General features: G+C 70.7%; 12 protein-coding genes. 7 read left to right on the top strand and 5 right to left on the bottom strand.

Annotated elements, in window-relative coordinates; all coding sequences use genetic code 11:
* Positions 1-34: 34 nt before the first annotated feature.
* The gene (locus LL239_RS13605; protein WP_228163982.1) at positions 35-1,042 is read left to right on the top strand and encodes a pyridoxal-phosphate dependent enzyme; all 1,008 of its coding nucleotides are present in this window, start codon (positions 35-37) and stop codon (positions 1,040-1,042) included.
* Positions 1,039-2,199, top strand: coding sequence for a cystathionine gamma-synthase (locus LL239_RS13600; RefSeq protein ID WP_228163981.1), 1,161 nt, complete (start codon positions 1,039-1,041; stop codon positions 2,197-2,199). The genes LL239_RS13605 and LL239_RS13600 overlap by 4 nt, the downstream gene beginning before the upstream one ends.
* Before the next feature lie 89 nt (positions 2,200-2,288).
* On the opposite strand, the gene LL239_RS13595 is transcribed toward LL239_RS13600, so the two are convergent.
* Positions 2,289-2,924, bottom strand: a complete 636-nt coding sequence (locus LL239_RS13595) for an NADPH-dependent F420 reductase (protein WP_228163980.1) — start codon at positions 2,922-2,924, stop codon at positions 2,289-2,291.
* 347 nt (positions 2,925-3,271) lie between these two features.
* Here LL239_RS13595 and LL239_RS13590 point away from each other — a divergent pair, with 347 nt between their 5' ends.
* Genes LL239_RS13590 through LL239_RS13575 form a run of 4 tightly spaced genes read left to right on the top strand, consistent with a single transcriptional unit; the run spans position 3,272 to position 6,090 of the window.
* Positions 3,272-4,069 (top strand): sulfite exporter TauE/SafE family protein, encoded by a 798-nt coding sequence (locus tag LL239_RS13590; RefSeq protein ID WP_228163979.1) that lies wholly within the window; start codon positions 3,272-3,274, stop codon positions 4,067-4,069.
* A 40-nt stretch (positions 4,070-4,109) separates the two neighbouring features.
* Complete coding sequence (locus LL239_RS13585) at positions 4,110-4,553, top strand: FAS1-like dehydratase domain-containing protein (protein WP_374197640.1); 444 nt, start codon at positions 4,110-4,112, stop codon at positions 4,551-4,553.
* A complete protein-coding gene (locus tag LL239_RS13580; RefSeq protein WP_228163977.1) occupies positions 4,550-4,954 on the top strand; it encodes a MaoC/PaaZ C-terminal domain-containing protein in 405 nt (134 codons plus the stop codon). Before LL239_RS13585 ends, LL239_RS13580 begins: the two co-directional genes overlap by 4 nt.
* Positions 4,954-6,090, top strand: a complete 1,137-nt coding sequence (locus tag LL239_RS13575; protein WP_228163976.1) for a UDP-N-acetylmuramate dehydrogenase — start codon at positions 4,954-4,956, stop codon at positions 6,088-6,090. Before LL239_RS13580 ends, LL239_RS13575 begins: the two co-directional genes overlap by 1 nt.
* A gap of 199 nt (positions 6,091-6,289) precedes the next feature.
* Here LL239_RS13575 and LL239_RS13570 read toward each other — a convergent pair whose 3' ends face one another.
* From LL239_RS13570 to aceA, 4 genes are all read right to left on the bottom strand, one after another.
* Entirely contained in the window at positions 6,290-7,489 is a 1,200-nt protein-coding gene (locus LL239_RS13570) for a pyridoxal phosphate-dependent aminotransferase (protein ID WP_228163975.1), read from the bottom strand.
* A 61-nt stretch (positions 7,490-7,550) separates the two neighbouring features.
* Positions 7,551-7,874: a hypothetical protein gene (locus LL239_RS13565; protein ID WP_228163974.1), complete on the bottom strand. Its 324-nt coding sequence runs from the start codon at positions 7,872-7,874 to the stop codon at positions 7,551-7,553.
* 265 nt (positions 7,875-8,139) lie between these two features.
* The gene (gene aceB, locus LL239_RS13560; RefSeq protein WP_228163973.1) at positions 8,140-9,798 is read right to left on the bottom strand and encodes a malate synthase A; all 1,659 of its coding nucleotides are present in this window, start codon (positions 9,796-9,798) and stop codon (positions 8,140-8,142) included.
* Between the two features lie 134 nt (positions 9,799-9,932).
* Positions 9,933-11,249 (bottom strand): isocitrate lyase, encoded by a 1,317-nt coding sequence (gene aceA, locus LL239_RS13555; protein ID WP_228163972.1) that lies wholly within the window; start codon positions 11,247-11,249, stop codon positions 9,933-9,935.
* Positions 11,250-11,376: 127 nt separating this feature from the next.
* Between aceA and LL239_RS13550 the strand changes: the two genes are divergently transcribed.
* Positions 11,377-12,852 carry a helix-turn-helix transcriptional regulator gene (locus tag LL239_RS13550; protein ID WP_228163971.1) on the top strand — a complete coding sequence of 492 codons (1,476 nt, stop codon included), beginning with the start codon at positions 11,377-11,379 and terminating at the stop codon, positions 12,850-12,852.
* Positions 12,853-13,091: the final 239 nt, after the last annotated feature.

Genomic DNA, 13,091 nt, shown 5'->3' with positions numbered 1-13,091 from the left:
CGCCTTCCGGCGCACCGACCCCCAGGACTCCACCGTGCGTTACGCCCAGAGCGTCGCCGACCTCGTCGGCAACACCCCCCTCGTCCGTCTGAACAGCGTGACCGACGGCATCGCCGCCACGGTCCTCGCCAAGATCGAGTACTTCAACCCCGGCGGCTCCGCGAAGGACCGCATCGCGACGAACATCGTCGACGCGGCCGAACGCGAGGGCCTGCTGCGTCCCGGCGGCACCATCGTCGAGCCCACGAGCGGCAACACCGGTGTGGGACTCGCGCTCGTCGCGCAGCAGCGCGGGTACCGATGCGTCTTCGTCGTGCCCGACAAGGTCGCCGAGGACAAGCGGGCGGTCCTGCGCGCCTACGGCGCCGAGGTCGTGGTCACGCCCACGAACGTCGAACCGGACGACCCGAATTCGTACTACAGCGTCTCCGATCGGCTGGTGCGCGAGATCCCGGGCGCGTTCAAGCCCAACCAGTACGCCAACCCGAACGGACCGCGCAGCCACTACGAGACCACCGGCCCCGAGATCTGGCGCGACACCGATGGCGCGCTGACGCACTTCGTCACCGGCGTCGGCACCGGCGGGACGATCAGCGGCACCGGGCGCTACCTCCGCGAGGTCGCCGGCTCCGCGGTGCGCATCATCGGCGTCGACCCGGTCGGCTCGATCTACTCGGGCGACGACATCCACGGGTACGACGTCGAGGGCGTGGGCGAGGACTTCTGGCCGCCCGCCTTCGACCCCACCGTCGTCGACGCGTACGAGCGCGTCTCGGACGCCGAGTCCTTCGCGATGACGCGCCGCCTCGCCCGCGAGGAGGGGCTCCTCGTCGGCGGGTCCAGCGGCATGGCCGTCGTCGGCGCCCTGCGTGTGGCGCGCGATCTCCCCGCCGACGCCGTCGTCGTCGTCCTCCTGCCCGACCACGGTCGCGGCTACCTCAGCAAGATCTTCGACGACACGTGGATGACCGCGCGCGGCTACGAGGTCGAGCCCGTGGCATCCGTCCTTCCCACCCCCGCTTCCGAGGAGCACTCCGCATGAGCACCCACGACGCCGCCCGCGGCTTCGACAGCCTCGCCGTCCACGCCGGGCAGGCCTTCGACCCCACGACCGGCGCGGTGATCCCGCCCGTGCACCTGTCCACGACGTACGCCCAGGACGGCATCGGCGGGCTCCGGGACGGATACGAGTACGGTCGCAGCGGCAACCCCACGCGCACCGCGCTCGAGACGCAGATCGCCGCACTCGAGGGCGGGGTGCGCGCGCTGTCGTTCGCGTCCGGCCTCGCTGCCGAAGACGCCCTCCTGCGCGCGGCCCTGGTCCCCGGCGACGAGGTGCTCCTGGGCAACGACGTCTACGGCGGCACGTATCGCCTGCTGTCCCGCGTGCTCGGACCGTGGGGCGTGAGACTGCGCGTGGTCGACATGAGCGACCTGGATGCCGTGGCCGCGGCGATCGAGGAACGCGCGCCCCGCATGGTGTGGGTCGAGACGCCCAGCAACCCCATGCTGCGGATCACCGACATCGGCGGGCTCGCCCGCCTCGGCCACGATGCCGGCGCGATCGTCGTCGTGGACAACACCTTCGCCTCGCCGGCGCTGCAGCGCCCGCTCTCCCTCGGCGCCGACGTCGTCGTGCACTCGGCGACCAAGTACCTCGGCGGCCACTCCGACGTCGTCGGCGGCGCACTCGCGTTCGCGGACGCCGAGCTGGCCGAGAGGACGCAGTTCCTCCAGTTCGCCGCCGGGGCGGTGTCCGGGCCGCTCGATGCCTACCTGACCATCCGGGGCATCAAGACCCTCGGCATCCGGATGCAGCGCCACAGCTTCAACGCCCAGGCCGTCGCCGAACACCTCGTCACGCACCCGCGCGTGGCGAAGGTGTACTACCCGGGCCTGCCGGTGCACCCGGGTCACGCGCTCGCGGCATCTCAGATGAGCGGCTTCGGCGGCATCGTGTCGCTCGAACTCGCCGACGGGGCGGCCGCGCGCCGCTTCGCGGAGTCGACACGCCTGTTCACCCTCGCCGAGTCCCTCGGCGGCGTGGAGTCGCTCGTGAACTACCCGGATGCCATGACCCACGCGTCCGTGCGCGGCACCGAGCTCGCCGTTCCCGAAACGATCGTGCGCCTGTCGGTGGGCATCGAGTCGGCCGAGGATCTCGTGGCCGACGTCGACCAGGCGCTCGCCGCGCTCTAGGAGCACCGCGGCATCCATAAACATGATCTGCGCCGGGAAACGCGTGCTGAGCGCGTTTCCCGGCGCAGATGCCGTTTATCGGTGGGTCGTCAGCGCTCCGCGCGGGCGAGATTCTGCTCGAGCTCCTCGCGGTTCTGGCGCACGACGTACGCCGGCATGTCCCGCTCGACGCGCCAGCTCTCGGACAGGGGACCGACGTTCACGGTGTCGTAGCCGAACTCGTCGTAGATGCGGGTGATCAGCGCGACGCCGTCCGCGGAGTCGCTCGAGGTCGCCAGCGCACGCCGGCCCGGGGTTCCGGCGGGTGAGCCGTCGGTGAGGATGTCGGCGGCCATGATGTGGTTGAACGCCTTCACCACCGTGCTCTCGGGCAGGTGCTCCTGCAGCATCTGCGAGGTCGTGGTGCGCTTCTGGTCGAGCTCGGCGATGTGGCCGTCGCGCTCCCAGTAGTAGTTGTTCGTGTCGAGCACCGTCTTGCCGCGCAGCGGCGCCACGGGGATCTCGCGATACGCCTTGAGCGGCACGGTCACGATGACGAACTCACCGGCCTCCGCGGCCTCCTGCGCCGTCGCTGCGCGGGCCTTGTCACCCAGCGCCTCCGCCAGATCGGCGAGCGTCTCGGGCCCGCGGGAGTTCGCGATGACCACGTCGTATCCGCGGTCGACGAGACCCCGCGCGAGCGCCCGTCCGATGTTTCCTGCTCCGATGATTCCTACGGTCGTCATACCCGGACGGAACGGTCGGGTCGCCGAGGGCATTCCCGATCGCAGATGTGCATGCGCGCCTAATTAGTTAGCATCCTGAGATATTGCTGTCAAGGTCGAGATCCTCGCGGCTGCGCGCGGTACTTTTCCTCTGTCGCACCCTCGCGATCGTGGTCGCAGACCGGTGTTCGGGTCACCGTTCCGCTTGACCTGTGAGGGCGACGGCCCCCGGTGGACGCGGCTTCGGACCACCGGGGGCCGCTTTCTTCCTCGGCCCGGTGCCGTCGGGCGGGTCCCCGGGAAGGTGGAAGACTGGTGCGTCGGCGGGCGACGGCCCGTCTTCACCCCATCGCGAGGACCCCAGCCCAGTGATCGAACAGACCCGCCCGCCCCGCTCCGCCCGTTTCTACGCCGTGTGCATCGGAGTCGGCCTCCTCGCCGGCCTCCTGTCCGGCCTGTTCGGTGTCGGGGGTGGCACGGTCATCGTCCCGCTGCTCGTGCTGCTGCTCGGCTTCGATCAGCGCTTCGCCGCGGGCACGTCGCTCGCGGCGATCGTGCCGACGGCGTCGGTCGGCGTCATCACGTACGCGATCGACGGCCACGTCGCGTGGATCCCGGCGCTCATCCTTGCCGCCGGCGCGGTGGGAGGCGCACAGATCGGCACGTGGCTGCTGCCGAAGCTGTCCCAGACGGCGCTGCGGTGGGCGTTCGTGGCATTCCTCGCCGCCGTCATCGTCAGCCTGTACTTCGTGATCCCCTCCCGCGACGCCGAACTGGAACTGACCTGGATCACCGGCCCGGGCCTGGCCCTGCTCGGCGTCATCACCGGCGTCCTGGCCGGGCTCCTCGGGGTGGGCGGGGGCATCATCGTCGTCCCCGCGCTGCTGCTGTTCTTCGGCACGAGCGATCTCATCGCGCGCGGTACGTCCCTGCTCATGATGATCCCGACCGCCATCTCGGGCACGGCCGGCAACCTCCGTCGCTCGAACGTCGACCTCCGCGCGGCGGCCTGTATCGGCATCGCGGCGTGCACGACGACCGCGCTCGGGGCATCGCTCGCCAAGCTCATCGACCCGTTCGTCGGCAACGTCCTGTTCTCGATCTTCCTCGTCTTCATCGCCAGCCAGATGGCGGTGAAGGCCGTGCGCGGACGTCACCAGCGCTGAGGATGCCGGGGGGAGCGGTCGGTAGACTGAACCGGTGCCCGTGAACCCCGAACTGGTCGGTCGTGCCTTCCCTCCGACCGCGCCGTATCTCGTCGGCCGTGAGAAGGTGCGCGAGTTCGCCCGCGCCGTCTTCGCCGATGCTCCTCAGCACTCCGACCCCGAGGCGGCTCGCGCGCTCGGCTATGCCGACGTCGTGGCCCCGCCGACCTTCGCGATGGTCGTGCAGGACCTGACGCTCCAGCAGCTTCTGGGCGACCCGGATTCGGGCATCGAGCTCGCGCGTCTCGTGCACGCCGAGCAGCGGTTCCGCTACTCGCGGCCGATCGTCGCGGGCGACGAACTGACCGCGACGTTGGCGGTGACCGGCATCCGCACGCTCGGGGCGAACGCGATGATCACGAGCGAGGCGGAGATCGTGGATGCCGACGGCGGCCACGTCGTGACCACCACGAGCGTCCTCCTCGCCGGGGAGGCGGAGGCATGAGCGGGTTCACCGTCGGAGACGTCGTCGCCGAACGTTCCGTCCACCTGACGCGCGAGTCGCTCGTGCGGTACGCCGGTGCCTCCGGCGACTTCAACCCCATCCACTACCGCGACGACATCGCCGAGGCCGTCGGGCTGCCGGGGGTGCTCGCCCACGGCATGCTCACGATGGGGATCGCGGTGGGAACCCTCGCCGATGCGATCGGCGACACGGGTCGCATCCTCGAGTACGGTGTGCGCTTCACCCGCCCCGTCGTCGTCGACCCCGAGGAGGGGGCCGACCTGCACGTCAGCGCGAAAGTGGGTGCCGTCGACGACGAGTCCACCCGCATCGACCTCACCGTGACGCACGCGGGGACGACGGTCCTCGGCAAGGCGCAGGTGCGCGTGCGGCTGTCCTGATGCCCGAGGTCACCCCGGTCCCGCTGTCCGGCCTGACGACGTTGCGCACGGGAGGGCTTCCCGCGCGGACGATCGAGGCGCGATCAGCCGACGAACTCGTGGCCGTGCTCGGCGACCTGTGGGCGACGGGCGAGCCGTGGCTCGTGGTGGGCGGAGGCTCGAACCTGTTCGTCGGTGACGAACCCTTCGAGGGCACCGTGGTGCTCGTGCGCACCGCCGGCATCGAGGAGCTCTCGGGCTCGCGTCCCGGGACCACGCGGCTACGCGTGCAGGCGGGACACGACTGGGACGCCCTCGTGGCAGAGACGGTCGCCCGGGGCCTCGCCGGCATCGAGGCGATGTCGGGCATCCCCGGAACGGTCGGCGCCGCGCCCGTGCAGAACATCGGTGCGTACGGTCAGGAGGTCGTGCAGACCCTGGTCGAGGTGGAGCTGCTGGACGAGTCGACCGGTGAGGTGTCCACCGTCCCGGCATCCGATCTCGGTCTGGGGTTCCGCACGTCCGTGCTCAAGCAGCACTACGGCTCGGTCGCCGAGCGTCCGGCCGTGATCGTCTCGGTGACGCTCGAACTCGAGCGTGTGGGCGACGGGGAACGGCCGATCGCGGGCTCGCAGCTGCGAGGAGCCCTCGGACTGGATGCCGATGCGGCGGTGTCGCTGCGGTGGATCCGCGAGCATGTTCTCGCAACGCGCGCGCGCAAGGGCATGGTGCTCGACGACGAGGATCCCGACACGTGGAGCGCCGGGTCGTTCTTCCAGAACGCGATCGTCTCCGAGGCCTTCGCCCGTACCCTGCCCGACGCGTGTCCCCAATGGCCCCTCTCGCCCGCGATCGATCCGGTGACCGTCATCCCGCTCGCCGCCTTCGACGGAGTCGTGCCGCCCCCGGTCGAGGAGCGCCGCGAGGTGAAGGTGAGCGCCGCCTGGCTCATCGAGCACGCGGGGCTGTCCCGCGGTTTCCGGTTCCCGCGCTCCCGCGCCGGCCTGTCCACCAAGCACACCCTGGCACTGACGAACCGCGGCGGGGCGACCGCCGCCGAGATCGCCGAGCTCGCGAGGTTCGTGCAGCAGCGCGTGCAGGCCGAGTTCGGCCTGCTGCTGCAGCCCGAGCCGGTGCTGGTGAACGTCGAGCTCTAGCCCCCGGAGCCCCGGCATCCCTCCGGTGCGCCGCGGCATCCGGTGTGCCGGTGCCCGGTGTGTCGTCGTGCGGTGCCGTCGTGCGGAGGTGAGTGCCGACACGCCGGCCCCGGTGGTGTCGGGGCCGGCGTGTCGGGGGAGAAGTCCGCGCGACGGCGCGGCCGAGCGGTGGGGCGGGGGAGTCGTGGTGGGGCGGGCGTCAGGAGAAGAGACGCTGAAGGCGCTGGATGCCCTCCAGGAGTTCCGCGTCGCCGAGCGCGTACGACAGGCGGAGGTAGCCGCTCGGGCCGAACGCCTCACCCGGCACCACCGCGACCTCGGCCTTCTCGAGGATGAGGTCGGCGAGCTCGAGCGAGGTCGTCGGGGTGACGCCGTCCCATTCCCGGTACAGCAGGCCGCGGACGTCGGGGTAGGCGTAGAACGCGCCGAGCGGGTTGGGGACCTCGACCCCGTCGATCTTCGCCAGCTCGGACACGATGAGTCGGCGACGTCGGTCGAAGGCCTCGCGGAACTGCTCGGACTCGTCCTGCGGGCCGTTCAACGCGGCAGCGGCGGCGATCTGCGCGATGTTGTTGACGTTGCTCGACAGGTGCGACTGGAGGTTGCCGGCGAGCTTCATGGCATCCGCGGGTCCCACCATCCAGCCCACGCGCCAGCCGGTCATCGCGTAGGTCTTGGCGACGCCGTTGACGAGGATCGTCTGACCGGCGAGCTCGGGCACAGCCTCGACGATCGAGACCGCGCGGGCGCCTTCGTAGGTGAGGTTCTGGTAGATCTCGTCGGTGATCACCCAGATGCCGTGCTCGAGGGCCCACCGGCCGATCTCGGCGGTCTCTTCGGGCGTGTAGACCGAGCCCGTGGGGTTCGAGGGCGACACGAACACCAGGACGGTGGTCTTTTCGGTGCGCGCCGCCTCGAGCTGGGCGACGGTGACCTTGTAGTCCTGGTCGGCTCCGGCGAACACCTCGACGGGCACGCCGTCGGCGAGGGCGATCGCCTCGGGGTAGGTCGTCCAGTAGGGCGCAGGGAGGAGCACCTCGTCGCCGGGGTTCACCACGGTCTGGAAGGCCTGGTAGACGGCCTGCTTGCCGCCGTTGGTGACGATGACCTGTGCGGGCGCGACCTCGAGGCCCGAGTCACGCCGCGTCTTGGCCACGATGGCCTCGCGCAGCACCGGAAGACCCGCCGCGGGGGTGTAACGGAAGTTCGCGGGGTTCCGCAGCGCCTCGGCGGCGGCATCCACGATGAACGAAGGGGTGGCGAAGTCGGGCTCGCCGGCCGCGTAGGAGATGACGGGACGGCCGGCGGCCTTCAGGGCCTTGGCCTTGGCGTCGACCTTCAGGGTTGCGGATTCGGCGATGGCGGAGAGCTTGCGGGAAAGTGGTGCGCGGTCGGTCACGCCACAGAGCCTACTCGGCACGCCCGGGATGCCGCGGGCGCGCGGCGCGGACGACTCGGTGTCAGACGGTCGGAGAGAACAGCACCCACAGGCTCGGAAGAACGAGGAGCATCCCGAGCGCCGCACCGATGATCGACAGGATGGGGCTGCGGTGCGCGCGAACCCGCACGACGATGCCGATCGCGCCCACGGCCACGGCGACGAGGCCGAGGAAGCCCATGATCGGCAGGAGCACGATCCCGAGCCACCAGATGGCGTTCATGCCCGGCGTGAGGCCGATGAGGAAGATCATCAGCGCCGGCAGCAGGATGAACGCCGCCAGGATGATCGCGACGATGCCGAGGGCGTCGGTCGCGCGGCGACCGGCGGGGGAGACAGAGGCCATGCGGTCACGGTAGCGCCGGGCCGGATCGCTTGCCGCGTTGCCTCAACGTCGGCGGACCGCCCTCACGGCGCGGCGGCCGGGGCGTTCGTGCCCGAAGGGGACACGCTCGCCGCCGGGCGCACTCACCACGCGATGTTGTCGTAGCGCGCGAAGGCCTCGCGGCTCACGCGCACGGAGTCCAGCTCGTCGCCGGGGGCGTAGTCCTGTTCGAGCCCGACAGCACGAAGGGCCGGGGCGCACGGCCCCGGCCCTTCGTGGCATCCGGTCAGTCGAGGTACTTCGCGTACGCCGGCAGCGTCAGGAACGAGGGGAACTCGTCGCGCAACGCCACCTCGCGGAACACCTCGGCCGCGTCGTCGAATCGGTCGCCCTCGAAGCGCGTGACCTCGGCGAGCACGTCGCGCAGCAGCCCATCGACGTACTCGCGCGTGATCAGCGTGCCGTCGTCGGTGGAGCGGTCCTGGTGGATCCACTGCCAGATCTGCGAACGCGAGATCTCCGCGGTCGCGGCGTCCTCCATGAGGTCGTCGATCGCGACGGCGCCGAGCCCGCGCAGCCACGCCTCGATGTAGCGGATCGCCACCGAGACGTTGCCCCGCACCCCGCCCGCCGTGATCGGCAGACCGATCCGCAGGTCGAGCAGCTGCTCGGGCCGCACCTCGACGTCTTCGCGCAGGCGGTCGAGCTGGTTCTCGCGGTCGCCGAGCACGGCGTCGAACTCCGCGCGCGCCACCGGGATGAGGTCGGGGTGCGCCACCCACGTGCCGTCGAAACCGTCGCCGGCCTCGCGCCGCTTGTCGGCGGCGACCTTCTCGAACGCGGCCTCGGTCACCTCGGGCTTGCGGCGGTTGGGGATGAAGGCGCTCATGCCGCCGATCGCGTAGGCGCCGCGCTTGTGGCACGTGCGCACGAGAAGCTCGGTGTAGGCCCGCATGAACGGCACCGTCATCGTCACTTCGCTCCGGTCGGGCAGGACGAACCGGGCACCGCGGCCGCGGTAGGTCTTGATGATCGAGAAGATGTAGTCCCACCGGCCGGCGTTCAGCCCCGCGCAGTGGTCGCGCAGCGCGAACAGGATCTCCTCCATCTCGAACGCCGCGGGCAGCGTCTCGATGAGCACGGTCGCGCGGATCGTGCCGTGGGGGAGTCCCAGACGCTCCTCGGTGAACGAGAACACGTCGTCCCACAGCCGAGCTTCGTCGGCGGACTCGATCTTGGGCAGGTAGAAGTACGGCCCGCGGCCCGCCGCGATCAGCGCGTGCGCGTTGTGGAAGACGTACAGCCCGTAGTCGACGAGCGACCCGGATGCCGGCAGCTCCCGTCCCGCGCGGTCGATGACGGTGATGTGCTTCTCGGGCAGGTGCCACCCGCGCGGGCGCATCACGATCGTGGGCGTGCGCTCGGCGGTGACGCGGTACTGCTTGCCCTCGGGGCTCGTGAAGCTCAGCTGCCCGCGGATCGCGTCGAACAGCGAGAGCTGACCGCCGATGACGTTGCGCCACGTGGGGGAGGTGGCATCCTCCTGGTCGGCCAGCCACACGCGGGCGCCGGAGTTCAGGGCGTTGATCGTCATCTTGGGGTCCGTCGGCCCGGTGATCTCGACGCGGCGGTCCTCCAGGCCCGGGCCGGCACCGGCCACGCGCCACGACGGGTCTTCGCGGATGTGCGCCGTCTCGTCGCGGAAGTGGGGGTCTTCGCCGTTGCCGATCTCGAAGCGTCCGCGCAGGCGCGCGGCGAGGCGGTCGTGGCGGCGACGGCCGAAGCGGTCGTGGAGCTCGGTGAGGAAGGCGAGTGCGGCGGGGGTGAGGATCTCGCCGTCGCGTCCCTCGAGCGGGCGCTCGATACGCAGGTGCGGGGCGGGAGTGGATGCCGAGGGCTGAGCGTCCCGTCGGTCGGTGGTGGGTGGGGGTTCGATGAGGGTCATGATCGTTTCTTTCTGTCTGGGTCGCGACCCGTCCGCCGGGGGATGTCCCAGAAGTGGTCACTCGAGCGGGGCTGAAGTGACCACGAGTGGGACATCCTCCGCGAAGAGTGGGACGAGGGTCGCAAAGCGAGGGGTCAGTGGAACTGTGCCGTCTCGGTGGAGCCGGCGAGGGCGAGCGTGGCGCTGTCGGGGTTGAGCGCGGTCGAGACGACGTCGAAGTAGCCGGTGCCCGCCTCGCGCTGGTGCTTGGTGGCGGTGTATCCGACGGCCTCGGCGGCGAACTCGGCCTCCTGCAGCTCGACGTACGCGCTCATGGCGCGCTCGGCGTAGCCGCGGGCGAGGTCGAACATCGAGTGGTTCACGGCGTGGAAGCCCGCGAGGGTGATGAACTGGAACGCGTAGCCCATGGCGGCCAGGTCGGCCTGGAACGTCGCGATCTGCGCGTCGTCGAGGTGACGCTTCCAGTTGAAGCTCGGCGAGCAGTTGTACGCGAGGAGCTTGCCCGGGTAGCGGGCGTGGATCGCCTCGGCGAAGCGGCGGGCGAGCTCGATGTCGGGCTCGCCGGTCTCGACCCAGATGAGGTCGGCGTAGGGGGCGAAGGCGAGGCCGCGGGCGATGACGGCGTCCAGACCGGGGCGCACCCGGTAGAAGCCCTCGCTCGTGCGCTCGCCGGTGAGGAACTCGCGGTCGCGCTCGTCGACGTCGCTGGTCAGCAGGTCGGCGGCCAGCGCGTCGGTGCGCGCGATGATCACCGTCGGCACGCCCGCGACGTCGGCCGCGAGTCGCGCGGCGTTGAGCGTGCGGATGTGCTGCTGCGTGGGCACGAGAACCTTGCCTCCGAGGTGGCCGCACTTCTTCTCGCTGGCGAGCTGGTCCTCCCAGTGGATGCCGGCGGCGCCCGCCTGGATGAGCGACTGCGCCAGCTCGTAGGCGTTGAGGGGTCCGCCGAACCCGGCCTCGGCGTCGGCGACGATCGGGGCCAGCCAGTCCTGGGTGATCTCGCCCTCGGCGCGCTCGATCTGGTCCTGTCGCAGCAGCGCGTTGTTGATGCGTCGGACGACGGCGGGCACCGAGTTGGCGGGGTACAGGCTCTGGTCGGGGTAGGTCTGGCCGGCGAGGTTGCCGTCGGCGGCGACCTGCCAGCCGGAGAGGTAGATGGCCTTCAGACCTGCGCGCACCTGCTGCACGGCCTGGCCGCCGGTGTAGGCGCCGAGTGCGCGGACGTACTCCTCCGTGTGGAGGAGGTTCCACAGGTTCTCGGCTCCGCGACGGGCGAGCGTGGACTCCTCGCGAACGCTCCCACGGAGGCGGACGACGTCCTCGGCCGAGTACGTGCGCTCGATGCCGTCCCAGCGGGGGTCGTTCTCCCACGAGGCGCGGATCTCATCGGCGGTCTCGGTCTGGTCGCCGGGGCGCAGGGGCTGCTGGGCGGGGGTGGCCTGGATCGTCATGTCGTCCTCCTTCGAGTGCGGGGCTTCGGTGCCCGTGGAGACCACTTTCGGCGAAGAATCACCCCCTGCCCGGAGAATCTCGGTGTGAAGTTTTGCCAATCTTCCGTTCTGGTGAGATCATCACGACATGGACACCGGTGTCTCCCTGACAGCGCCTTCCGCGGCATCCGACGATGAGGGCGTGGACACGCTCACGATCGGCAAGCGCATCCGGCAACTGCGCACGGCCCGCGGGCTGACTCTCGACGAGCTCGCCGCGGCGGTCGGCCGCGCGCCGAGTCAGATGTCGATGATCGAGAACGGGCGGCGCGAGGCGAAGCTCACCCTGCTGCAGGCGATCGCGCGCGCTCTGGGAACGGGCCTGGACGCGCTTCTGGATGCCGAGCCGCTGGACGAACGCGCGGCGCTGGAGGTCGCGGTCGAGCGCGCGATGCGGGGACCCACGTTCCAGGCGCTCGGCATCACCCCGTTCCGCGTCGGCAAGACCGTCCCCGATGAGGCGCTCTCAGCGATGCTCGCGCTGCAGGCCGAGATCGAGCGGCTCCGCGACGAACGCTCCGCGACCCCGGAGGAGGCGCGCCGGGCGAACGTGGCGCTGCGGCGCCTCATGCGCACGCAGGACAACCACTTCCCGGAGCTGGAGCGCACGGCATCCGAGATCCTGTCCGCCGTCGACCACCCCGGTGGGCCGCTCACCCAGCGGGCGGCGAGCGATATCGCCGCCTACCTCGGGTTCTCGCTGCACTACGTGCCCGACCTGCCGCAGACCACGCGCAGCATCGCCGACGTGAAGAACGGGCGGCTGTACCTGTCCACGCGCGTGGCGAAGGGAGATCCGCGGGCCTCTGTGCTGCAGGCGCTGTCGAGTCGCATGCTCGGGCACACCGAGCCGACGAGCTACGGCGAGTTCCTGCGTCAGCGCGTCGAGACGAACTACCTCACCGGCGCCCTCCTCATGCCCGAGGCTCACGTCGTCGCCGCGCTGACGGATGCCAAGGCCCGGCGCGCACTCAGCATCGAGGATCTGCGCGACGCCTACTCCGTGTCGTACGAGACCGCCGCGCACCGGTTCACCAACCTCGCGACGGTGCATCTCGGCATCCCGGTGCACTTCCTGAAGGTGCACGAGTCGGGGACGATCACGAAGGCGTACGAGAACGACGACGTCAACTTCCCGACGGATCGGCTCGGTTCGATCGAGGGGCAGATGTGCTGCCGGCGGTGGACGAGCCGCGTCGTCTTCGACGAGGACGACCGCTTCAACCCGTACTACCAGTACACCGACACCGGCAACGGAACCTACTGGTGCACCGCGCGCGTCGAGCAGTCGAGCGAGGGTGCGCACTCGGTGAGCGTCGGCGTGCGCTTCGACGACACCAAGTGGTTCCGGGGGCGCGACACGCCGAATCGGGGGGTGTCGCGGCACGCGGTCGAGGTGTGCTGCCGCCGCCCGCCCGCGGAGCTCGAAGCGTCGTGGCGCGACAACGCCTGGCCGAACGTCCGGACGCCCCGGACGCTTCTGGCGACTCTGCCCACCGGGGCCTTCCCCGGCGTGGATACGACTGAGGTGTACGAGTTCCTGGAGGCCCACGCGCCGCGGTGAGGCGTGCCCGTCGCCGTCGCCGTCGCTGTCGCTGTCGCCGACGTGGCGCCCAGCGCACACGTTCGGGTCGAGCGCACACGAACGGAACGCCCGGAACGTGTGCGCTGGACCCGAACGTGCGCGCTCGCGGCATGCGCGGGGGTGGGGCGAGGGGGACCGGATGCCGTGACCTGGCGCGTCGTGGGCGCACAGAGGGAGCGGCATGGGGGCGAGGGGTTGCGTAAAAACCTCACGCGTGT

This window comes from Microbacterium testaceum, from assembly GCF_020781835.1.
GTDB classification, from domain to species: Bacteria; Actinomycetota; Actinomycetes; order Actinomycetales; family Microbacteriaceae; genus Microbacterium; species Microbacterium testaceum_H.
The sequence above is the reverse complement of the archived record's forward strand: the minus strand, read 5'-3'. Positions and strand labels throughout refer to the sequence as shown.

Coding starts and splice junctions, on each gene's coding strand:
- LL239_RS13565 (WP_228163974.1), bottom strand. CDS start 7,874: ATGGCCTCTGTCTCCCCCGCCGGTCGCCGCGCGACCGACGCCCTCGGC.
- aceB (WP_228163973.1), bottom strand. CDS start 9,798: ATGACCCTCATCGAACCCCCACCCACCACCGACCGACGGGACGCTCAG.
- LL239_RS13600 (WP_228163981.1), top strand. CDS start 1,039: ATGAGCACCCACGACGCCGCCCGCGGCTTCGACAGCCTCGCCGTCCAC.
- LL239_RS13595 (WP_228163980.1), bottom strand. CDS start 2,924: ATGACGACCGTAGGAATCATCGGAGCAGGAAACATCGGACGGGCGCTC.
- LL239_RS13550 (WP_228163971.1), top strand. CDS start 11,377: ATGGACACCGGTGTCTCCCTGACAGCGCCTTCCGCGGCATCCGACGAT.
- LL239_RS13575 (WP_228163976.1), top strand. CDS start 4,954: ATGCCCGAGGTCACCCCGGTCCCGCTGTCCGGCCTGACGACGTTGCGC.
- aceA (WP_228163972.1), bottom strand. CDS start 11,249: ATGACGATCCAGGCCACCCCCGCCCAGCAGCCCCTGCGCCCCGGCGAC.
- LL239_RS13580 (WP_228163977.1), top strand. CDS start 4,550: ATGAGCGGGTTCACCGTCGGAGACGTCGTCGCCGAACGTTCCGTCCAC.